The following is a 23,112-nucleotide window of genomic DNA, read 5'->3' as shown; positions in this document are numbered from 1 at the left end:
CGTGCCGATTGAGGGTCTGATCGAAGCTCACCGCACATCACGTCGTTTTAAAGGCGCGGACCGCGAAAACTTTCCAGTCGCGTCCCTCCTTTTGCCCGCAAAAGTGCGCCCGCATGTGATGGCGTTTTATGCCTTTGCCCGTGCGGCGGACGAGATTGCGGATGCGCCGCATCGTAAGCCGGACCTTAAACACAGCCAGCTTGACGCCATGGCCCTGCAACTGAAGACCGGTGCCGCTGATCCTTACTCTCAAGCTTTTGCGCTTTGGCAAAGTCTGGAGGCCACCCGGGTGACGCCGCGCCATGCCGAGGATTTGCTGGCAGCCTTTGCCTGGGACGTGGACCATCCTCGCACCCCTACGTGGACGGCACTGATGGCGTACTGCGCGTTGTCGGCGGCTCCGGTGGGGCGTTATCTGATTGATTTGATGGGCGGTATCGATGGGGAGGATTATCAGCCCTCAGATGCTTTGTGCGCCGCGTTACAAGTGCTCAATCACGTGCAAGACATCAAAGAAGACTTTCTGAATTTGGAGCGGGTCTATTTGCCCCAAGACTGGCTGCTGGCCGAGCGGGTCCGTGATGAGGATCTGCACGGGGAAACGTGTTCGCCTGCGTTGCGCCGGGTGATTGACCGGATGCTCGACGGCGTGGATACCTTGCTGGTCCAAGCGCGGCCGATGGTGCATTCCATACATTCCAGAGCCTTGGCATTGGAAGCGGCGGGTATCTTGTCCATCGCCCAAAGTTTATCGTCGGCCTTGCGTCGCCAAGATCCTCTGGCTGGGCGGGTGCAACTCAGCAAACCTCACATGGCGATGCGTTTTGTGCTTGGGGCTGTTGCAGGGGTGTTTGCGGGGGCGCCGCATAAGGCCACGGGCAGTTCCTTTTATTGGGCATTGCGTCTGATGCCCTCAGAACGTCGCGAGGCTATGTTTCGCATCTATGCCTTTTGCCGCGAGGTGGACGACATTGCCGACGGCCCGCTTGACGTGGCCATCAAGCGGGTGCGCTTGGATCAATGGCGCAGTGGTGTTGAAAGTCTTTACAACGCCCAAGAACCCGATGAGTGCGTTTTGGGGCTGAAAGCCGTCGTCGAGACCTATCATTTGGACAAAGCCGATTTTCTGGACGTGATTGACGGGATGCAATCGGATGCTCATGACAGCGTGCGCATCGCTGATGAGGCGGCCTTCGATGTCTATCTGGACCGGGTGGCGTCGGCCGTTGGGCGGCTGTCGAACAAAGTGTTTACCATCAACGGTCCAGCGGCGGAAAGCTTGGCGCATCACCTGGGTCGGGCGTTGCAGATCACCAACATTCTGCGCGACTTATATGAGGATGCAGAGCGCAATCGCTTGTATCTGCCGCTGAGCGTCTTGCGCGCGCAGGGCATTTATCCAGACCAGCCTGACGCCGTTTTGGCGCATGAACGGCTGCCAGACGTGTTGAACCCGTTGGCCGCCCAAGCACAAGACCACTACGACCAAGCCCGCGTTGCCCTGTTACACTTGGACAGATCGAAAACACGCCCGGCCCGGATCATGTTGGGCGTCTATGAACGCATGTTGCGGCATTTGCAACGACGCGGCCTTGCCCGCGCGGATGTCAAAGTGTCGTTGGGGCGTTTTGAGAAAATCGGCTTGGTTTTGCGTTATGGGCTTTTTGAATGACACGGCGTGTTCACATCATTGGCGCGGGGCTGGCCGGGTTGTCGGCAGCGGTACGTTTGTGTGCGGCAGGGGTGTCCATCACCGTGCACGAAACCGCCAAGCATGCGGGTGGACGGTGCCGAAGCTTTTATGATGATGCGCTTGAGGCAATCATCGACAACGGCTCGCATCTGGTGCTTAGCGGCAATCACGACGTGTTGGACTATGTGGCTCTCATAGGCGGACAAGCGGCGCTGGAGGGAGGCGCGGGCGCCCAGTTTGCGTTTCAAGACCTTTCAACGCGCACAAGCTGGTGTGTTGATTTGGGCCAAGGCCATGGGCGCGCGGCGTTGCTGAGTTGGTTGTGGGATAAACGTCGCCAACCTCCGGGGTTCACGCCGTGGGGCTTTTGGCGCGATCTTTTGGCGCTGAGTCGCGGGCGCGGTTGTCGGGTCGCGGCGTGCTTGGACACAACGTCGGAGCTTTACCGCACCTTTTGGCGGCCCATGACATTGGCGGTGCTCAATGTTGAGCCTCAGGTCGGTTCGGCCCAATTGTTGTGGGCGGTGTTGCGCGATACGGTGTTGAAGGGCAGTGCCTTTGCCAATCCGGTTTTTGCCCCACAAGGACTGGGGGCGGCGCTGGTGGACCCGGCGTTGGCGATGTTGGCCAGGCACGGCGCTGACGTGCACTTTGGACGTCGAATTTCGGGTTTGGAGTGTCAAGATGGGCGTGTCAGCGCCATTCAGTTTGCCCATGCGGCGGAAGTCTTGGGCCAAGATGATGGGGTTGTTTTGGCCGTTCCGCATCATAAGGTGGCGGACGTCTTGGAAGACGTCCACGTGGAGATGGGCGCGCAATCGATTTTGAATGTGCATTACCGGGTTGCATCGGATGAGGCGGCCATTGTCGCGCCGCGCCTGATGGGATTGGTGGAGGCCAAGGCGCAGTGGCTCTTGCAGCGTGGTCCCATTGTGTCCGTGACCGTCAGTGACGCCCAGGCATGGATGGACAAAGACACCGATGCCATCGCCCATGCTTTGTGGCCCGATGTCGCCCAAGCCCTGGATTTGGGCGAGATGCCAAGCCGTTACCGGGTCATCAAGGAGCGCCGCGCGACGTTTTGCGCCAGCCCTGAGGCACAGCTCAAACGTCTGCCCACACGCACCAAACTCGCCAATTTGGTTTTGGCCGGGGATTGGACGGATACAGGGCTCCCGGCAACACTGGAAAGCGCCGTTAAGTCCGGGCGCTTGGCCGCAGAGACCATTCTTGCTTAATCGAGCAGTTCAACAGGCAGCTTAAAATGCATGTTTTCTTCGATGCCGGTGAGCAGCTCGACGCGAGTGTCGCGCAGCTCGGCCAAGCGTTCAAGCACGCCTTGGACCAGCACTTCGGGGGCTGATGCGCCCGCCGTCACGCCAATGGTTTTGACCCCCTCAAGCCACGCGGGGTCTAGGTCGTCGGCATCGTTGATCAGATAGCTGGGGACGTCGCAGGCCTCGCCAATCTCGCGCAGGCGATTGGAATTTGAGCTGTTTTTGCCGCCGATCACCAGCACCAAATCGGTGTCGGTTTGATGGCAAGCCATCTCGCGCACCGCTTGCTGGCGGTTTTGTGTGGCATAACAAATGTCTTTGAGGTTGGGGCCTTCAATGTCGGGGAAGCGCTTGGTCAGGGCTCCAATGATGTCGCGGGTGTCGTCAACGCTCAGTGTCGTTTGGGTCACGTAAGCCAGTCGTGTGCCTGGGGCTATGGCCAGCTTTTCGACGTCTTGTACGGTGGCCACCAGATGGGTTTTGCCGTGGATACGGCCCAAGGTGCCTTCGACTTCGGGGTGGCCTTGGTGACCAATCAAGATGACTTCTTCCCCACTGTCGGCAAAGCCTTGGCCCTGGCGGTGGACTTTGGTGACCAGCGGGCAGGCAGCGTCGATGTACGGCAGGCCGCGGCGTTGGGCCTCTTGCTCGACCGCGTCGGATACGCCGTGGGCGCTGAAAATGGTGTGGCCACCGTCGGGAATTTCATCCAATTCTTGAACGAACACGGCCCCCAGGTTTTTGAGCTCGTTTACAACGAAGGTGTTGTGGACGATTTCGTGGCGCACATAGACCGGAGCCCCATACAGTTCGAGAGCTCTTTTTACGATGGCGATGGCGCGATCCACCCCGGCACAAAATCCACGCGGTTGAGCCAAAATGACCCGCAAGGGAGGGAGTGTCGGGGAATGGGGGGCGGGGGCGGCGCTCAAAGGACGTCTCCAAGTGGGGGAAGGGACAGGCGTTATGGCGACCATAGCCCCCTTTGAAACAAGTTGAAAGAGGAAGCAGGGTTCTTTCGATAATTTACATTGATATCAATATACGTCACAATGCAATGTAATATATAGATTTTATTTATTTTATAGGGCTGTGCATTGGTGAAAACCATTGACTCTGGTGTGCCATTATGGGATATTCTAGGGGATTAACGCCCGTATGGGGTTGATTGCGTTATGGGTGGCATGGGGTTGCCCTTGACGTCGATCCGGCCAAAATGACACCCTGTCTAACTGGGCTCGTCAAAGCGGCCAAAGTGGATCGGGCTTATCCGGGCTTTTGTGGCAATCGGAGGGGCCGACTGAACGAAGAGCCATCGGGCTTGTTTAAGTTGGTTGCCTGTGAACGCATTGCCATCCAATTGCCACTTTGTCGCCATGTTATGGGGGCTAGATTGGATGAGTTTTTAAAGACTATTGCTTCGATAGGAGGATAGCTATGTTGACGTCTACCGTGCTTTTTGCACTTGTCGCTTTAGCGGCCACGCCCCTTTTGTTGGCGTATCTCCTGTCATTGCAGACTGAAATGAAGCGGAAACGGGTTCACGTTCCCGTTCGTGTAACCGGGGTTCGTGTGCCGCGCACTGCACATTTTGATCACCGCCGTTGATTTCAGACGTCTTGTCATAATGTATTGATGATGATTTGGGAGTATTTCTCGCCATGACCGCATTGAACTTACCCACTGCCGTTACCGAAAGCGGACTCGCGCGCTATTTCAAAGAAGCGTGGAAGTATCCTGTTTTGGGTGCCAAAGAAGAGCGCCTCCTCGCCGAAAAATGGCGTGATGAAGGTGATGTCGACGCGGCCCACACGCTGGTGACGTCTCATTTGCGCTTGGTGGTGAAGATCGCCATGGGGTATCGCGGCTACGGCCTGCCGGTGGCGGATTTGGTGTCGGAAGGCAACATCGGCCTGATGAAGGCGGTTAAGAAATTTGAGCCCGAACGCGGCTTTCGCTTGTCCACGTACGCCATGTGGTGGATCAAGGCGGCGATCACGGAATACGTTTTGCGCACTTGGTCGATGGTGAAAATGGGCACCGTTGCGGCGCAGAAAAAACTGTTTTTCAGCCTGCGCCGTCACAAGCAGCGCCTAGGCATTCAAGATTCGGGTGAATTGAACCCCGATCAAGCCAATCTTTTGTCCGAACAACTGGATGTGAAGGCAGATGAAATCATCTCCATGAACAGGCGTTTGGCGACCAAGGATTTGAGTCTCAATGCACCGGTTGGACAAGACGAAGGCAGCACGGTCGAGTTTCAAGATCAGCTGCAATACGAAGGCGCATCGCCAGAAGAGTCGCTTGCCGATGGTGAAGAACGGGGCTTGCGTCACGACATGTTGCGCTCCGTCTTGGATATGCTGGATGTTCGCGAACGCCACATTTTTATGGAGCGGCGCTTGAAAGACGATCCCGTGACGTTGGAAGAATTGGGCCAGCACTACGGCATTTCCCGTGAACGGGTGCGCCAGTTGGAGGCTCGCGCCTTTGATAAGGTGCAAAAGGCCATGACTGGCGAAATGGCGGACCGGGAACAGGCGGCTGAAGAGGCCGTCGCCGCGGATGCTCCGTTTTTGAGCTAAGGTTTTCGTTCTGTAGGCGAATTTGCTTATTGGATTATCGCGGTTAAGCCATGATAATTCCGCCATGACGACACCCGCTGCACCCATTGTACTGTTTTGCGATTTCGGCTTGCCCTATACGGGGCAAATGAAGGGGCGTCTGGTTGAAGAACTGGGCTCTCATGCGGCTGAGCATCTGATCATCGATTTGTGCCACGACGCACCTTCTTTCGACATTCGTGCCGGATCGGTGCTGCTGGCGGCTCATGCCGACGACTTTCCGCTGGGCAGCGTCTTTATCTGTGTTGTCGATCCCGGTGTGGGGTCAAAAGCTCGCAAGCCCGGCGTGGTGTATGCGGGTGGAAGATGGTTCGTCGGTCCCTTGAACGGGCTGTTTGAACACGTTCTGCGCCGCTGGGACCAAGACGGTGAGGCTCAAGCTTATGAAATCGTGTGGCGGCCCACCCGGTTGTCTGCGACCTTTCATGGACGAGACTTGTTCGCCCCGGTGGCAGCGGGCCTGGCGCTGGCGGGCAATCAAGGGATCGAAGGCTTGGTTCCGCTCAAGGCTGAAGAGATCCGCCGTCCGGATTATACTGATGACTTAAGCCAAGTGATTTACGCAGACGGCTTTGGCAACCTGATGACCGGGATCCGCTGGGAGTCGCTGCAAGACGGTGATATGATTGAAGTTGAAGGCCGCATTTTACCGCGTGCGCGGACGTTCTCCGACGTTGAATCGGGGGCGCTGTTTGTTTATGAAAATGCGGTCGGATTGGCGGAAATCTCCGCCAATTTGGGAAATGCGCAAAAAAGTTTAGGCATAAGTGTCGGAACACACGTAAAAATCATTAAAGTGTGACGGCGATCACTTTCATTTCACGATGAAACTGCGTTACTATCCATTTGGCTGGCCTAACGGGTGAAGACCTATCGGAAGCAAGTGGGCGACACAAACAAGTTGGTGCTACGGGGAAACAAATGGCTTTGAAAGTCAAATTCTGGGGCGTGAGAGGCAGCATAGCTTGCCCGTCCGCCAAGCATATCGGATATGGCGGCAATACCAGCTGCCTCGAAATCAAAGTCGGTGATCGCCGATTGGTTTTGGATGCCGGAACGGGCATTCGCGGCCTTGGTCAGACGTTCTTGAAAGACGATATCAGCCAAATTCATATTTTGTTGACCCACACCCATTGGGATCACATCAACGGCTTTCCTTTTTTTGTGCCAGCCTATGATCCGCGCCGTTCGGTGCACATCATGGCGGGGCACCTGCGCGGCGGTGAGGGCATTCAAAATGTTCTCGCGGCACAAATGGATAACCCCATGTTCCCCGTGCCGCTGTCGGCCATGCAAGCGAAGATGCGGTTTGAAGACTTTGAGGCCGGCATGGGCTTTGATATCTATCACGATGTCCATGTGCGCACCGCGCCCTTGAACCATCCCAACGGCTCGACCGGATACCGCATTGAGCACGCCGGTCATTCCATCTGCTATGTGACGGACACCGAACATGTGCCGGGCAAGATGGATCAAAATATCTTAGGCCTTATCGAAGGCGCGGATTTGGTCATTTATGACAGCACCTACACCGAAGAAGAATTCCCCTCTAAAATTGGTTGGGGACATTCGACCTGGAACGAAGGCGTCAAACTGTGCCGCGAAGCCGGTGCAAAATCCCTGGCGATCTTCCACCATGATCCGGAACATGATGATGATTTCATGACCAAATTGGGTGAAAAAGCCAAGGCTGAATGGGACGCCGCATTTGTAGCCCGCGAAGGCATGGAACTTAGCTACGGCGACGACTAAGCATTCCGTCCCCGAGGCAATCTACGCATAAAAAAGCCGCCCCAAGTGGACGGCTTTTTTGTTTGGGTGGCGCTTGATATGAAACCTTGATTATTGGGGCGCAGGCGCTTGATCCTGGGGCGCAGCACCGCCTTGTTGCTGTTCTGCGGCTTTGAGGCGCTCTTGCACGGCGTCCTGGGCAGCTTTGGCTTCGGCGCGACGTTGGCGTTCTTCGCGAGCCAAACGTTCTTCCAGCAGCACTTCGGTGAAGGCGTCTTTGGTCTGATTGTTCATCGGTTCTAAGCGGATCACAACCCGGCGGTTTTTGGTTTGATTGAGCTTGATGGGATTGCCATCAGCATCACGGTTGGGAACCTTGGGGTGTGAATCGCCAAACCCTGTGGCTTTGAGTTGGAAGGCGTGCACGCCATCTTCTTGTAATGTGCGCACCACGGCAGCGGCCCGGTCAGCGGACAGTTCCCAGTTGGACGGGTAGCGTTCGGTGTGGATGGGGTCGTCGTCGGTATGGCCTTCAACGTCAATCAGGAAGTATTTGTATTCTTCCTTAATCAAAACGTCGGCCCACAATTTGATCAAAGGTCCGGCTTCGTCGATGAGAAGGGCGGTGCCGGGCTTAAAGAAACTGCCGCTGTCCATGTCGATGGTGACGCCGCGGTCGTCTTTTTGCACTTCGACTTTTTGTTCCATGCCGACTTGAAAGACGATGTCTTCGATTTTGGTTTTGACGACTGAAGTTGTCGTTTCTGCGGCCTCACCCGCACCGATTTTTTCGTGAATGCCGGACATCACTTCATCAAAGAGCGCCATGTCGATTTTGGAAAATGACACCAGCATGATGAAAAAGGCCATCAGAAGGGTGATGGCGTCAGCATAGGTGAGCAGCCATTCTTCTTCATCGGGCTCTTCTGTGAGGGGTGGTGGTGCCACGTCTCATGCTCTCCGTCTTGGGCTTTGTTGCAGAGGGGGTGTTTAATTACGATTCACTGCGTTTCGCTTTGTCGATGTTAAAATGGATGGCCGGGTCCAAGTAGCTGTTCATCTTGTCTTGGATGTAGCGCGGGCTTTTGCGGTCCGCCATCAAGATCAGGCCTTCAGCAACCAAATAGTTACGAAACCGCACGATCTGTTCACGCTGCATAATTTTATTCGATGCGGGAATAAAGAGCATGCGCGCCAGCAGCACACCGTAGAGGGTTGTGATCATCGCAACGGCAAGACCGCCACCAAGGGCACTGGGATCGCCGCCCATTTTGTCGAGCATGATCACCAAACCGATCAAGGTCCCGACCATGCCAAAGGCCGGTGCGGAGGATGCCATGAATTTGAGGATGTTGACCTGCACCGTGTTGCGCCCAAAGGTCGTTTCGGTGAGGTTGGTCATGATGTCGCGCACTTCATCACCGGAATAACCGCTGGTCACCATCTCAACGCCGAATTTGAGGAACTTGTCCCCCTTGACGGCTTTCGAGGCTTCAACTTCCAGCGCGGGCGGCCCACCTTTTTGCACGATGTAGGCCCAGCGGATCATGCGACCGACTTCGGCCTTCAAAATGTCGCGACCGACTTTGGGCGTAAACATGATGCGGCCGATCAGCTTTAACGACAGCAAAACGTAGCGTGGCTCATACGACACAAACGCTGACGCCATCGTGCCACCGAAAACGATGATGAAACTTGAAAGGCTGAAAAAGATGATGGGGTTGTCGGTTTCCCAAAGAATTGCGCCTAGGAATAAGCCAAAGGCTCCGACCAAAGAAAATAATGTAGTTAGTGACACGCCCATTGGGTCTCATCCCCCTAATATCCAGGCTATTCTGCCGGATCCCCGAACCAATTCTGGTAGATCGAAACGGGATAATTCGATAACATTCTGTTCTGCGAATCCTTCGCTTGTGGTCAATCATATCCAAAATTGAGGCACAAGGGGAAGGGGTGTCTGATATCAGCGTTCTCGGAAGGCTTCGTGCTTTAATTTCAAGACCGGTTTGACCAAGAAATCCATGACGGTTTTTTGCCCCGTGCGGATATCCACGGTCGTTTCCATACCGGGCATTATAGGCCATTGGCCCTTTTTGTCCCCCAAATACGATTTGTCCGGCTGAACCACAACGCGGAAATAGGGCATGCCTTTTTCGTCGAGGCTGGTGTCCGCTGCGACCAAAATGACCTTGCCGTCCAGGCCGCCATAGCGGGCGAAATCATAGGTGGAAACCTTCACCAGCGCATGTTGACCCTCGGCGACATAACCACGATCGGTCGGATTGAGGCGGCTTTCGACCACCAGGTTTTCCCCCGTGGGTACAATTTCCATGATCGGTTCGCCGGCTTTGACGACGTTACCTTCGCCGGTGAACATCAAGTTGATGACCACACCGTCGATGGGGCTTTTGATTTCTGCGCGAACGCCTTGCTCTTCGGCGCGTTTCAAAAGTTCGGCAATGCGCCCGATGGACTGTTCTGTTTTGTTCAGCTCATCCTGGGCTTCGCGGCGAAAGCGGGTTTCGTCTTCCAAATTGCGGCGCTCCGCTTCTGAAACGGCGGCGCGGGCGCGGGGGATGCCGGCTTGGATGGACTGCATCTCGCCCTGCAAGGTTTCGACTTCGGCGCGCAATTGCAGGTGATCGACCCTGGATGTCAGTCCGTCTTTCAACAAATCGGTAGAAATTTTGTAGCGTTCGCGGGCACTTTCCAAATTGTTTGTCGCCGCCCGCAAACGCGCTTCCAGTTCTTGCACTTCCAGTTTGCGCTGCTTCACCAATTCGTTCAACACCGCAAGACCCGCCGCCAATTGACGCTTGCGGGCATCAAAGGCTTGGCGTTGTGCCGCAACTTGATCGGGGACGCGCGCAACCACCTCAGGCGGAAATTCGGGGGTGTCTTTGCCTGTGGCTTCGGCATCCAGACGGGCACGGGTCAGCAATTCACTATCAAGACGGACTTGAAGTTCTTGAAGGTTCGTGCCCCCTGAACCCAGATCCAGCTGCATCAACGTTTGTCCGGCCGTAACCACTTCACCTTCACGGATGAACAGCTTTTGAACGATGCCACCTTCCAAATGCTGAATGACTTTGGATTTGCCCAAAGGAATGACTTCGCCCGGTGCGACGGCGACTTCGTCAAGCTTGGAGAAACTGGCCCAAATGATGCTAAAAATAATCAGCGCCATCACTGGCCAAGCCGCGTTGCGCCATGTCGGCACGGGATGCTGCATCAACATTTTTTCAAGTGGATTGGTTTTAACCGTGCTCTCCACAGTTTATTCTCCCACCGGACCCTTGAGACGCAGGGTTGGGGTCGAGCGTGTCCGTGCACCTGTTCCCCGGTTCGTTGTCCCTTTACGTGGGGTGGACGGGGCGGGAATACCACCCTCTGCCCAAGTGTTGAGAATCGATTTGGTCGTGGGGCGCAGGGCGGCTCCGGCTTTGATCTTGGCTTTGACGTGCTCTGCGCTGTTTTGGGAGACCGCGGATTTCTGCGTTGGTTGCAGGTCCAGGTTGGCCCGTGCGCGGATGCTCCGTGCACCACGCAAGGCTGGCGTGGCAAGCGAAGACGGCGCGGAAACGGGTTTGCCAACCGTCCTATGAATGGGGGTAACAGAACGCAATTGGGCCCCTGCTTGAACACCGCCAGGGGTGGCGTTTGCGGTTTTCTCGGCAGAGCGCAAAATCGGCTGCGACGCGTTTGATGAAATGGGACCTGTTGAATTCGCTGCGGTCTTCGGTTTGGCCATGCGGGGGGCTTTCCCGCGCGCCATAGCGGCAGCTTTGACCTTGGGTTTGGCTGCGGCCGCAGTCTTGGGTGCCTGAGCAGCGTGAGTTTGTGTCGCGGAAGCTTGGGCCAGCGCGGCCTTTTCAATCGGTGTCAATTTAGCCGGGGCTTTGAGCTTCGCGGCGGGCTTTTGCGGGGTGGCCGTGTGCATTGGTGCTGGAGATGCCGATGCTGCCGCGGCGCTGGACGCGTCGGCAGACTTTACCCCGGCTTTCGCCATGATGGCTTCGTATCCCGTGTTCGGCTTTCCACCGCCTGGGCCGCCATTGGGGCCTTTGGGCGGCGCTTTGGGGCCGTCACCTTTGGGGGGAGGGGCTTTGCCGCCAAACAGGCGCGGCAACACTTCGCGGGCCGGTCCGGACAGGGCCAGCTTGCCGCGGTCAAGCGCGTACAAGAAATCACAAGCCGACAGCAAGGTCGGGCTATGGCTGACCATGATCACGGTCCGGGTCTTGGCGATTTCGACCAAGGTGTTTTTGAGCTCGGTTTCCGCATGACGGTCCAAACTCGAGGATGGTTCATCCAGCAACACCACCGGCGGGTTGCCGACCAAGGCGCGGGCGATGGCGATGCGTTGGCGTTGACCGCCCGAAAGACGTCCACCGGCTTCGCCAATTTCGGTCGCGTAACCGTCCGGTAGATCGATGATGAATTGGTGCACACCCGCTTCGGTTGAAGCCTGGATGACTTCTTCGTCGGTGGCATTTGGCATGCGCGAGATGATGTTGTCGCGCACGGTGCCCGCAAACAACACGCTTTCTTGCGGTACATATCCCAGCCAGTCAGCCAACTCGGAGCGGGTAAACTGCGCGATATCTGCGCCGTCCATGGTGACGCGGCCTTTTTGCGGCTGATAAAGACCTTGGATCAGCTTGAGCAAAGTGGTTTTGCCCGACCCATTGCGTCCCACCAGGGCATGTACACCGCCGGGCGCGATGTCCACGGTGATGCCTGATACCACGGGCGCCAAGTCTGGGCTGTAGGAAAAGATTACATTTTCAATGGACAGCGCACCGCGGGGCTTCTTCAGTTTAATTTCGCTGGCTTCGCGTTCTGATGGGCCCGTAAACACTTTGCCCAGACGCTCGGTCGCTTGCAGAAAGCCGGAATACAAACGCCACGTGCCGACCAACTGGTTGAGCGGACCCATGATCCGACCCGACAGCATGTTGGTCGCAATCAGCGCGCCCATGGTGAGCTGTTGGTCAATGATGGCCAATGCACCGACGGTGGTCAGCAACAAAGATGTCAACAGACCCAATGAAGAGCCAATGTTAGAGAAGCCGTCGGTCTTGGAGCCGCGGGTGATAGCGCTTTCGATATTTTCTGCGTGCGCTTCTTCCCACACCGGTTCCATGGAACGGTCCAGCGCCAGGGCTTTGATGGTGGTGCGACCGGCAATCATCTCCGCCACCAGTGAATCCCGAGACTGGGTGGATTTGCGTTCCTGACTGCTGGCTTCGGACATGACGTTGGACGACCGCCAGGCGACGAACATGAACACCGGCAACATCACCAGCAATACCCAAGCAACCGGAGCGGCGATGACAAAAATCACCACCAGGAACAAGAGCGCGAAAGGCAAATCGGCGACCAACAACGCGGTTGAACCCGACAGCGTGTTGCGAACCATGTCCACGTCGCGAAATAAGGACGACCAATACGCAGATGGCTGAATTTCCAAGGTTTGCAAGGGAACGCGCATAACTTTGCGAAACAGGCGACGGCCCAAATCCACGTCAACGCGCAGTGCTACGGTTTGCAGAATGCGGGCGCGAGATTGGCGCAAGATATAGTCGAAAATAATGACCAAGATCATGCCCACGACCAAGCCTTGCAACGTGCTGATACCGTTGTTGCCCACAACCCGGTTGTACACCTGCATGGTGAAAATTGGCACGGCCATGGCCAGCAAGTTGACAAAGAACGACATGGCCACGACTTCTTTGAAGACGGGCGTAAGAGGCTTTAAGAAGGGTTTTAGCCAGCTTCTGGGCGACTCTTCTGTCGTCGGTTCCAATCGGTTTCTCCGCTCAAGTGCTTGATGTTAAACGCCTCATTCTGAGGTTCTTTACGCAAATGGACGTGTTGGGCTAGGGCACTTATCCACAAGCATCATCATAGAATCGGGTTAACAAGAGGTAAAGGAAAACTGTAAAATTCGCCTGATAAATTTTTAGATTACAAAGGCTTCTGTAGCAAAGCTAACATATGGGTTTGTAGAAAAACGGGTTGGTTTTGTGTTTTTATATTTTTATTCCATGTCAAGAACTATTATAAAGTGCGGGATGTGCGTTTTTGCGTCATTTTGTCTTGACCTGATGCGGGTACAAACGCTCTAGTGGAAGGCAATTAAGCGTAAGATTGCTCCTGATTGCGTTGTTTTCGTCTGTTTGCGGGCGTTGACGGTCTTTTGCGGGGCAAAATGGGCGGATATGAATGAAAAAGTTTTTCAAAAAAGCGTTTAGCCTCGACCGCATGGTCGGCTTGGGCATGCTCTTGGCATTGCTGGCGCTTTCGCGTTTTGATCCGTATCCCGTTCAGTTCTTGCGGGAAAAAAGCTTTGACATTTATCAACAAATCAAGCCTCGGGTGGTTCCGAAGCCTGAAGACCGCCTTGTCACCATCATTGATATCGATGAACGCAGTCTGCGCGAAATTGGCCAGTGGCCCTGGTCGCGCAAGACCGTATCGGAGCTGGTCGCCAGCCTGCAGAAAATGGGCGTCGGCGTGACCGCCTTCGATATTGTGTTTTCCGAGCCCGACCGGATGAATCCGGCCGGCGTCGTGGCCTCCTTGCCGGGGCTTGATCAAGACGTTCGGGATAAGATTTTACAACTCGACAGCAACGACGATCTTTTCGGCGCCGTTGTGAAGAAGTCCAATGTGGTGTTGGGGCAAGCAGGCTATTGGGACCAGCTGCCCAACAATGCCGGTGAGCCGTTCAGAAAATCGGTGGCGATCCGTAAATCAAGCAAAGAGGCGGCGGAGCCAACGGATTATCTCACCAACATTCCGACTTTGATCCGAAATCTGCCGGTGCTTGAAAAAGGTGCTCAGGGTGTCGGCATGTTTTCGTTGAATCCGTCGTTGGACGGCATCATCCGCGAAGTGCCGTTGGTGATGAAGCACGAAGGCTTTTTGTATCCGGCCTTGTCGGTCGAAGCCATTCGCGTCGGTTTTCATGTCTCCACCTTGATGGCGGAAGTGGACCCTTTTGGCATCAGCGCCATTGGCGTTGCGCCCAAAAGCAAGGTCAAACCCAAGGGCTTGAAAATTGAAACCAACGAAAAGGGACTGGTGCGGCCTTATTTCGCCAAACACGACCAGAGCCTTTATGTCTCGGCGGCCGATGTTTTAAACGGGACCGCCGACCCTTCTAAAGTCGCAGGGAAAATTGCTTTTGTCGGCACCTCTGCGGTGGGGCTGCTTGATATTCGGTCCACACCGATCGACCCCTTGATTCCCGGGGTTGAGGTTCACGCCCAGGTGGTGGAAAATGCCCTGGCGATTGACCGGAAAATGGGTGCCGTGGTCGCGGCCGATCAATTTCTGCAACGCCCGCAACTGATTAAGGGTGGGGAGATGATCCTCATTGCGATGGGCGGTTTGCTGATGATCATCCTCACGCCTCTGCTGGGTGCGACCCGTTCGTTGGTGGTCTTTTTGGTGTTGGCGGGCGGCGCCATGGGCGGGTCTTGGTATTTGTTCGCCCAGGAACGCATTTTGCTGGATGCCACGTTTGCGGTGGTGTCGACCTTCTTGCTGTATTCAACGTTGACCTACATCAACTTCACCCAAGAAGAAGCCGCCAAGCGCCAAACCCGCACGGCCTTTTCCAAGTACCTGTCGCCGGACATGGTCAAAGTGGTTGCCGAAAACCCAGACCAGTTGAAACTGGGCGGACAAAAGCGCGACATGACGTTGCTGTTTTGCGACGTGCGTGGCTTTACGACCATTTCTGAACAGTTTGATGCCGAAGGCTTGACCAAGCTCATCAACAAATTGCTGACGCCGCTCACCAACGTGATTTTGGCGCGTAAGGGCACCGTCGATAAATACATGGGTGATTGCATCATGGCCTTTTGGAACGCGCCCCTGGACGATGCTGAGCACGCCCGCAACGGCTGCCGTTCCGCATTGAAGATGCTCGAAGAGATGGACCCGCTGAATGCGCGCCTGGAACAAGAAGCCATTGAAGAGGGGCGCAAACACATTCCTTTGAAAGTCGGTATCGGCCTCAACTCCGGTGAGTGCGTCGTCGGCAACATGGGGTCAGACCAGCGCTTCGACTATTCGGTTTTGGGTGACACCGTGAACCTGGCCTCGCGCTTGGAAGGTCAGTCGAAAACTTATGGCGTGCGCATCGTCATCGGTGACAAAACCCACGATCTGGTTGAAGGCATGGCGTGTATCGAACTTGATTTGATCAAGGTGAAGGGCAAGACCGAAGCCGTGCGCATTTTCTGTTTGCTGGGCGATGAAGAGCTGGAAGTAACGCCGGAGTTCAAGGCTTTCAAAGCCAAGATTGACGAACTGCTGGCCAAGTACCGGGCGCAAGATTGGGCCGGTGCGCGTCTAGCCTCAGCCGAAGGCCGTGCCATGCACGAACCCTTCGACATCGACGATGCGTTCTTCGACCTCTATGACGAGCGCATTGACGCCGGTGAAGCCAACCCGCCGGGCGAAGGCTGGGATGGCGTGTTCACCGCGACGTCGAAGTAGGATTTGCTTGTTATAACGGTAATTTAAACTCGGATACTGGCAATCTCTCTCCCGTCTTATGAACGACAATTGACGGTTCTCCATTATCATCATGCTCGATATGGATGTGCCAGTGGCGAAGTGCTCCATCCTTTTCAGAAGTATTGAGCCTATCAAGCACACCAATGATAAGCTCTCTGGGCAAGGCCAGGGCATAGTTCTTACCTACACATCCCAATACATGAAATCCGACATCTCCAGATTCTAAAAAGGCTTTCCATTGGGGGTGAAACCCATACCAGTAATATCCGTTTCCACCATCATAAAGCTTGGAAAGGGAAATGATTGCCCGAGTTTTATGGTCAGGCGACCAGAACAAAGAGCGTTTGTGGGCAAGAAAATTTACGCCTTCACGCTCAGAAATGCTTTTAACAATTTTATTTCTAATATCTGTCATTATGGCTTGAGGGGTGTGTTGATGAACATAGCTGACTTTCGCAGTACTGCAGTTTGTTGAGGTCACGTCTTCAACGTCTTGCAGTTCATTATCCACCGCAGCCTCAACATCCTTGGCAGTCGCAAAGACCACATCAATGATGTTATCCAGTCTTGTGTACTCAAACGGTACTAATAGGCTTTGAATTTTTGAGAGGGTTTCGTCCTCATCGGTCTTCTCTTTCAGATCAACCAGTCTGAGTAAAGCATCCGCACTTATTAAGCGGATATCCCATGCGTGCCGTGAACCTCGCACCTGAGCTTCAATGTCGCCTGTGTCTTGTCGACCAACCACAATGAGAATAGATGAGTTTGTGCTAATTTGATCCCGATTGAGCAAGCCCATCCTGTAATTAGCCAAGGTATCAAGATTGATGCGGTATGCATCTGTCGTTTTGACCTCCACAACAAGGGAATGGCCGTTGGACAATTTCCAAAGACCATCAAACCCTATAGCCCCTTTCCGTCCCTGATAAAGACCATTTTCCACTTTATAATCAAGACGTCGCCCCAACTCGTTGACAATATCCTGTAGGACGAGCCCACTATCTTTGAACGAGTCCGTAAGACATTTTTCTACATGTATGCCCAACGTTTGGGTTGGAATCTTGGACAAGTACTCTCGTAGCTCTGCAGCACAAGAGTTACCATCCTTGAGAGGTTCTTTTCCCCCTGCAAAGGCAACAATTTGGTCAATTGCGTACTGCTCAATTTGCTCTCGGTTGTTTTTCCACAACTCAATTAGCGGCATATTTATTCCCCTAAGTCACTGCGCTTGTTGTATGTCTTATAATGGCAACGTTAAGTTGCACGCAAGGTAAAATTGAGTTAGTCGGAGCACTTTCAGAAAAGTAAAGATCCGGCTCAATACGGGCGTCAGCAAAGACCCTCTATCCCGTCCTGAATGATGAGCGGGTAGCAAAAGAGTGGCTCAGCGTGAGACTTGCGTGGCGTGTTCACGGCGACGAGCAAGTAGGGTGGGGTTGAATTAGGTACTCGCCGAAACGATACCTTCGACGGTCGCCGCAAAGGTCATGACGTCGATGGGCTTTTCGATGAAGCCCGCCGCGCCGCAGTCTTTGGCTTTGTCTTTCCAGAGGTCGTCGGTGCGCGCCGAGATGACGATGATTTTCATCTTCGACAAGCGGGCAGTGGTGTTCACAAGTTCGCACAGTTCCAGGCCCGTCAATTCCGCCATCATCAAATCGGTGATCAAGACGTCAGGCGGATCGGCTTTTAAGGTCGAAACAATGGGGGCGCCGGCGGGAGACGTGATGACCGTGTGTCCCGCTTGTTCAAGAGCCAGGGACATGAGGTCGATCACATCGGGGTCATCATCAACGAGTACGATTTGCATGTGCTTGTCCTTCACCCTGTCCCTGTTTTGATTACTTAGACTTCATCACCCATACGCCGTTCCAGTCCTTGGGATTTTCTGTCTTCAAGTGCGTGCAGCGTTCGATATAGGTGTTGGACAGTTCATCTCGGGGGTTGGCTTTCAACACGTCATTGAACGATATGATGGCCTTGTCCCAATTGCCGGCACGGTAATGTTTGCGCCCTTCGGAAAAATAGTTCACGCCGTCCATCAAGTTGGGGAAGGTTTCATCGGTGTGATAGTCGAGCACTTCATAAACGCCCACCGGTTCGGTCTTGCCCTTGACGATGACGTCGTCAATGTCGCGGATGCGGTACGTGCCTTTGAGCTTTTTGTAGGTGAATTCAGAAATGAGCAGGTGCGCATGGTATTGCTTGCAGGCACTTTCCAAACGCGCGGCCAAGTTCACGCCGTCGCCGATCATGGTGTAATCCATGCGTTTGGGCGAACCGATGTTGCCTGATACGATGTTGCCGGTGTTCAGCCCTAGACCGTGATCGATGGTCATCTCGCCCCGCGCCGCACGGACCTTGTTCCAGTCGGCCAGGCTGGTGAGCATTTTAATGCTGGCGCGCATGGCGCGGTCTTCATCATCGCCGTGACCAACCGGAATGCCGAACGCTGCCATGATGGCATCCCCGATGAATTTGTCGAGCATGCCGCCTTCTTCGGTGATGCAGTCGACCATGATGGTGAAGTATTCGTTGAGCAGCGCGACGGTGCCTTGCGGCCCCAGGGCTTCGGTGAGTGTGGTGAACGAACGGATATCGGAAAACAGCACCGTGGCATCGGCGCTGCGACCGCCCAAAAACTCATCGCCACCCGCCATCAACTGATCGGCCAAGCCTGGGTCCATATAGCGGCTCATGGTTGACTTCATACGTTTTTCAGACGAGATGTCTTCGATCATGATCATCGAGCCCAGCTTTTTGCCTTCGGATGAAATCAACGGTAGCGTTGTGACGTTGGCAGAGGTCTTCTCTTCGCCGAAGGTCAACTCGGCATCCATCAAAATGTCGGGAACCTCTGTCTCGCCCACCTTCTTGATGGTTTGCAAAACCCAGTCGTTTTCTCCGGCAAAAAACTCATCTGCGGTCTTGCCGATCACATCCTTTTCGCCTTCCAGCTTCATGATCCGATAACCGGCCCTGTTGCAGGTGACGATCTTGCCGTCTTCGTCGGTGGTGACCACAGCGTTGGACATACTTTCCAGCATGCTTTCGTTGTAGTTTTTCATGTTCTGAACGTCTGAGAACAACTTGGCGTTTTCCAGGCCGATGGAAATTTGCGCGGTGAACGCTTTGAGGCGTTGCTCGTCTTCATCGGAAAACGGCCCGCCCTTTTTGTTCAGCACCTGGGTGACGCCGATGCACTTGCCTTCTTTGTTGACCACCGGCGTGCACAAGATGGAGCGGGTGAAAAACCCGGTCTTTTTGTCGAACGCCGGGTTAAAGCGCAGATCGGCGTAAGCGTAGGGGATGTTGATGGTCTTGGCCGATGTGAACACGGTGCCGGCAATGCCCAAATGATTGGGCAAACGAATTTCCAGCGCGTTCAGTCCGGCGCCCACCATGGACCACAGTTCGTTGGTTTTTTCGTCATTGAGAAACAATGTGGAGCGTTCCGCGTTCAACATCCGCGTCGCTTCGCCCATGACCTTGGCCAGCAAGGCGTTCAAGTTGATTTCGGACGTTACATCGGACACCACATCCAGGAACTCCATTTCCTGGCTGCGCTTCTTTTGCATGCGTTCGACGAATTCCGTGCTTTGCAATGCGACGGCCGCTTGGGTGGCAATGTCTTGCAAAAATTCCAAATCGTCCTTGTTGAAAAGGGCGTGGTGACGGCCATCCTTTTTGTTCAGCGCCTGGACCACGCCGATGATGTCGCCCTTGACGGTTTTGATGGGCGCGCACAAGATCGAGCGGGTGCGAAACCCGGTTTGTTCATCAATGGATTTGTTGAACCGCGCATCGGCATGGGCATCATCAATCAATGTGCCTTTGCCCGATGAAAAGACCCAGCCTGCAATGCCGCTGTCGTTGAGGATGCGGATTTCGCGGATGTTTGAACCTTGTGCGACGCGGGTATACAGCTCGCCGGTTTCCATGTCGTTGAGGAATAGGGAGGAGCGTTCCGCATGGGTTTCGCGGCTGACGATATCGACCAATTCACGCAGCACTTCGTCAAGTGTTTCGATGCCTGCCATGTGGCGTGAGATGCCCAGCAACAGGTCCGCGCGTTGCAGACGATGAATTTCCGCATCGCTCAACTGCATGACGTTGCGCGCTTTGGGGCGCGCTTTGGGCTTTGCCGCCGCTTTGCCGTTGACCGGCTTCTTTTTCGGCGGCGTTTTGGTCACGCTGGCGCGGGACGTTTTGGGTTGGCGTTGCGGCGACGTGGTGTCGGCCATGGTGGTCATTCCCCAGTTTTAAGCGTTTTGTTTTTTCAGCACTTCCAGTTCATCGCGAAGCGCTTGAATGGTGGTGTGCAGTTGTTTGGCCTCGTCACGAGCCTCGCGGGTTAATTGTTCAATTTGATCTTCGTATTTGAATTTGACAGCATCCGTTTCGTCGCGGATGGCTTGAATGGTTTTGTGCAATTGGCCGCTTTCGTCTTTGCCGTCTTTGATGGCGCCGTGAACGGCTTCATCTTTGTCAAAGCGCAGGCTTTCCAACTCATCGCGCAGCGCCCCAGCGGTGGCGCGCAATTGCTGGATTTCTTGATTGGCTTCGGACACGGCGGCAGAGACGGCCTCGTCCTTTTCAAAGCGCACGCGTTCCATCTCATCGCGCAATGCCTGAATGGTGTTTTTCAGGTGGCGGATTTCCGTTTGCGCGACGAGCAACTCGTCCGTTTCTTCAAGTGTTACGCCCATAAGTGATCCGTCATGACTTTTGCAGCCCGCGCCCGCGAACCAATTTCTCTGATTTAACGACAAATCCTTATATTACGCAAGGTTAGCCATTCAAATTGTCATGTGCTTGTATGTGCGACAAATTGCGATATCTAATTGACATCAAGCGGTCGCGGCGTTGGGGAGGCGAACTCTAAGCGTTCTGTGGTGGCTTGGGCCTGTAATTCGATGGGCTCTTCACAGTACATGACGCAGTTGCGCCCCGCAGCCTTGGCGTTATACAGCGCCCGATCCGCCCGCGCCAAGATGTCATGAATGTCCTTGTCGGCCTTGTTCAGCATGGCGATACCAATGGATGCGGTGACTTTGATGGTGCGTTTGTCCCACGGAATGGCCGTATTTTGCAGGTCAGTGCGCATGCGTTCGGCCAACGTGATGGCCCCCGCAATGTTGGTTTCCGGTAACATCAAGGCGAATTCTTCTCCGCCGATCCGTCCCAGCACGTCGGGTCCGCGCAAGCTTTTGCGCACAATTTCCACAAAACGCCGCAACACCTCATCCCCCCCGCCGTGGCCATAGGTGTCGTTGACCTGCTTGAACAGGTCCAAATCGATCATCAGCACAGTGAGAGGATGTTCGTAGCGCTGTGACCTGGGCACCTCGGTCGCGGCTTTGTACAAGAAGTGACGGCGGTTGTAGGCACCCGTCAAGCCATCCAATGTGGCCAAGGAGCGCAGCTCTTCTTCCATCTTTTTTTGTAGGGAAATGTCGATGATAACGCCGTTATGGACGGTGATTTCATCGTTGCCAGGCATCGGCTTTGAAATGCCGCGCCACCACTTTTCTTCCCCGCCGGGGGTTAGAAAACGTCCTTCAAAAGACCATTCAGCGCGTTTTTTAAAGGCCTCGTCGACCGTTTTCATATAGCGTTTTTTATCATCCGGATGGATCGACAGGGCGTTCCAGTTGCGCTGCAATTCAGCGGGGCTGACCCCATAAAGCTCTTGGCAGCGGGGGCTGACGTAAAGATAGCCGCGCTCTCCGCCGCTGCGTTCATACCACTGAAAAATAACCCCCGGAACGTTGGCCGCCATATCGCGAAATTTACGTTCCGATTTTTCCAGCGCGACCTTTTCGTTTTCATAGGCGCTGACTTGACGACACAATTTGTTGACCAGCCAAAAGATCGTTATGCCAAACAGGACCATTACGGGAATAAACGCCCAACTCATATGCACAAGTTTTTCTGCGGCCATGGCGTTGTCGTCCATGGTTTGCTTGGTGATCTGCGCCTGCTGACGCCAAGACATACGCAATTGATCCAGCGCGGCGGTCGCGGCTTGGGGAAAGAGGTCAATTTTTTTGTCGATTTCCGACGGGCTTAGGCCTCTTTCACGCAGCTTGGGGATGTCCTGGATTTGCACGCGGCTCTTTTGGATCAACGTACGCAAAATATGCAAAGCGGCCTTTTCGTCCTCATTGACATCAAGCAACCCGTAACTGTCGACGGCGTTTTTGGCCTGATCGAGATCGATATCAAGTATATCCAAAAGGTGTTCTTTGCCATGCAGCAAATAGTCATTCAAGTGCTGCGCCATTCCCGAGTAGCCCAAATAGCGGTGCATCTGCGTTAGATATGTGATTTTAATTTCAGACACTTGATCGAAGTTCTGCCAGGTCTTGCGCATGTCTCCAAACAAACCCATGGCACTCGAGCCGATGTACAATGCGCCCGCTGACGTTGTGAGAATCAGCACCGCCGCCGCGATGGAGATATAGCTCCAACGCGATGCAAAAGGATTGGGGATTCTCGACATAATGCGCATTTGTCTACTCACAGAACGCGGTGACCATTTGACGACTGCACGCTAGAGGAAAGGTTGGCTATAAGACAAAGGAAGGTTTTGTGAAGTTTCCGTGACGCGATGAGGTCAAGCGACCGCTGGAACCGGGATCGGTATGCCTTCCGGCAGACCTCGCCGTCTCCATTCTTTTGTCATGACGGCAATGCTTTAGTTCTATACCATTGACGGAGCACCTGGCCTTATTTGGGGCTGTAGGTCATCAGGAGGGGAACGAAGCGTGAAAGTCTATATTGGGGACCGTAATCATGGGTGTTGACCCCGACGAGATGTCCGAGATTCAAAATTCCCTGTCATCTCCTCAAGGGGCCAGTCGGGAAGAGGTTGCGGCTTTCAAAAAGGTTTTGTCCCACACATCGACCGAAGTCATCCTCAAGCGCCTCGACGATAACGTCATTGCCCGGGCCTGGAAGCGCGATCTGGCCGAAGCAGAAGTCGATCGTCGGGAATCGGCAGCGATTCCGGGTTCCAAGAAATCCACCTCAGACGGCTCACAGCGCCACAAGTCGGCCGTATTGAAAAGCTGGGGGATCTCTTTCTTGCTCATCATCGTTGCCCTCGCACTGGTGGCCGTAAAGCTGCTGTGAAGAGGGGGAGGGCCTCGGTGTCATTGCGAGAAGCGCCGTGACGACGCAATCCATGTCGAAGGGGCACCTTTCTGTTGGCTGATTTGTTGGAGAAAGAGGGGGGTATGGATAGTGA

17 protein-coding genes are annotated in these 23,112 nt (G+C 54.6%); 7 read left to right on the top strand and 10 right to left on the bottom strand.

Annotated elements, in window-relative coordinates; genetic code table 11:
* Window position 1 precedes the first annotated feature (1 nt).
* Both hpnD and hpnE read left to right on the top strand, forming a co-directional pair.
* Window positions 2-1,672, top strand: coding sequence for a presqualene diphosphate synthase HpnD (gene hpnD / locus BEN30_RS17955; protein ID WP_084005462.1), 1,671 nt, complete (start codon window positions 2-4; stop codon window positions 1,670-1,672).
* Window positions 1,669-2,931, top strand: coding sequence for a hydroxysqualene dehydroxylase HpnE (gene hpnE / locus BEN30_RS11950; RefSeq protein WP_069958560.1), 1,263 nt, complete (start codon window positions 1,669-1,671; stop codon window positions 2,929-2,931). The genes hpnD and hpnE overlap by 4 nt, the downstream gene beginning before the upstream one ends.
* On the opposite strand, the gene ispH is transcribed toward hpnE, so the two are convergent.
* Window positions 2,928-3,902 (bottom strand): 4-hydroxy-3-methylbut-2-enyl diphosphate reductase, encoded by a 975-nt coding sequence (gene ispH / locus BEN30_RS11945; protein ID WP_069958559.1) that lies wholly within the window; start codon window positions 3,900-3,902, stop codon window positions 2,928-2,930. The two genes, hpnE and ispH, sit on opposite strands and share 4 nt — an antisense overlap.
* Before the next feature lie 729 nt (window positions 3,903-4,631).
* Here ispH and rpoH point away from each other — a divergent pair.
* From rpoH to BEN30_RS11930, 3 genes are all read left to right on the top strand, one after another.
* Window positions 4,632-5,555, top strand: coding sequence for an RNA polymerase sigma factor RpoH (gene rpoH, locus BEN30_RS11940; RefSeq protein WP_069958558.1), 924 nt, complete (start codon window positions 4,632-4,634; stop codon window positions 5,553-5,555).
* A gap of 64 nt (window positions 5,556-5,619) precedes the next feature.
* Window positions 5,620-6,396, top strand: a complete 777-nt coding sequence (locus BEN30_RS11935) for an SAM hydrolase/SAM-dependent halogenase family protein (protein ID WP_069958557.1) — start codon at window positions 5,620-5,622, stop codon at window positions 6,394-6,396.
* Between the two features lie 119 nt (window positions 6,397-6,515).
* Window positions 6,516-7,346, top strand: coding sequence for an MBL fold metallo-hydrolase (locus BEN30_RS11930; RefSeq protein ID WP_069958556.1), 831 nt, complete (start codon window positions 6,516-6,518; stop codon window positions 7,344-7,346).
* Between the two features lie 90 nt (window positions 7,347-7,436).
* Here the strand turns inward: BEN30_RS11930 and BEN30_RS11925 are convergent, their stop codons facing one another.
* The 4 genes from BEN30_RS11925 to BEN30_RS11910 form a co-directional block, all read right to left on the bottom strand.
* On the bottom strand, window positions 7,437-8,273 hold the full coding sequence (locus BEN30_RS11925; protein WP_069958555.1) for an OmpA/MotB family protein: 837 nt from the start codon (window positions 8,271-8,273) through the stop codon (window positions 7,437-7,439).
* Window positions 8,274-8,319: 46 nt separating this feature from the next.
* On the bottom strand, window positions 8,320-9,123 hold the full coding sequence (locus BEN30_RS11920; RefSeq protein ID WP_069958583.1) for a motility protein A: 804 nt from the start codon (window positions 9,121-9,123) through the stop codon (window positions 8,320-8,322).
* A 165-nt stretch (window positions 9,124-9,288) separates the two neighbouring features.
* Window positions 9,289-10,599 carry an HlyD family type I secretion periplasmic adaptor subunit gene (locus BEN30_RS11915; protein ID WP_069958554.1) on the bottom strand — a complete coding sequence of 437 codons (1,311 nt, stop codon included), beginning with the start codon at window positions 10,597-10,599 and terminating at the stop codon, window positions 9,289-9,291.
* A 3-nt stretch (window positions 10,600-10,602) separates the two neighbouring features.
* Window positions 10,603-13,047 carry a peptidase domain-containing ABC transporter gene (locus tag BEN30_RS11910; RefSeq protein WP_069958553.1) on the bottom strand — a complete coding sequence of 815 codons (2,445 nt, stop codon included), beginning with the start codon at window positions 13,045-13,047 and terminating at the stop codon, window positions 10,603-10,605.
* A gap of 506 nt (window positions 13,048-13,553) precedes the next feature.
* Here BEN30_RS11910 and BEN30_RS19115 point away from each other — a divergent pair.
* Window positions 13,554-15,839, top strand: coding sequence for a CHASE2 domain-containing protein (locus BEN30_RS19115; protein ID WP_069958552.1), 2,286 nt, complete (start codon window positions 13,554-13,556; stop codon window positions 15,837-15,839).
* Window positions 15,840-15,849: 10 nt separating this feature from the next.
* Here the strand turns inward: BEN30_RS19115 and BEN30_RS11900 are convergent, their stop codons facing one another.
* The 5 genes from BEN30_RS11900 to BEN30_RS11880 form a co-directional block, all read right to left on the bottom strand.
* Entirely contained in the window at window positions 15,850-17,064 is a 1,215-nt protein-coding gene (locus BEN30_RS11900) for a hypothetical protein (RefSeq protein ID WP_069958551.1), read from the bottom strand.
* Between the two features lie 237 nt (window positions 17,065-17,301).
* Complete coding sequence (locus BEN30_RS11895; protein WP_069958550.1) at window positions 17,302-17,670, bottom strand: response regulator; 369 nt, start codon at window positions 17,668-17,670, stop codon at window positions 17,302-17,304.
* A 31-nt stretch (window positions 17,671-17,701) separates the two neighbouring features.
* The gene (locus BEN30_RS11890; RefSeq protein ID WP_211563390.1) at window positions 17,702-20,104 is read right to left on the bottom strand and encodes a GAF domain-containing protein; all 2,403 of its coding nucleotides are present in this window, start codon (window positions 20,102-20,104) and stop codon (window positions 17,702-17,704) included.
* Between the two features lie 18 nt (window positions 20,105-20,122).
* Window positions 20,123-20,569, bottom strand: a complete 447-nt coding sequence (locus BEN30_RS11885) for a hypothetical protein (protein ID WP_069958549.1) — start codon at window positions 20,567-20,569, stop codon at window positions 20,123-20,125.
* A gap of 131 nt (window positions 20,570-20,700) precedes the next feature.
* Window positions 20,701-22,365, bottom strand: coding sequence for a sensor domain-containing diguanylate cyclase (locus BEN30_RS11880; protein ID WP_170827042.1), 1,665 nt, complete (start codon window positions 22,363-22,365; stop codon window positions 20,701-20,703).
* A 293-nt stretch (window positions 22,366-22,658) separates the two neighbouring features.
* Between BEN30_RS11880 and BEN30_RS11875 the strand changes: the two genes are divergently transcribed.
* Window positions 22,659-22,997 carry a hypothetical protein gene (locus tag BEN30_RS11875; RefSeq protein WP_069958547.1) on the top strand — a complete coding sequence of 113 codons (339 nt, stop codon included), beginning with the start codon at window positions 22,659-22,661 and terminating at the stop codon, window positions 22,995-22,997.
* The last annotated feature ends 115 nt before the right edge of the window (window positions 22,998-23,112 follow it).

The sequence above is a fragment of the Magnetovibrio blakemorei genome, from assembly GCF_001746755.1.
Classification (GTDB): Bacteria; Pseudomonadota; Alphaproteobacteria; order Rhodospirillales; family Magnetovibrionaceae; genus Magnetovibrio; species Magnetovibrio blakemorei.
The sequence above is the reverse complement of the archived record's forward strand: the minus strand, read 5'-3'. Positions and strand labels throughout refer to the sequence as shown.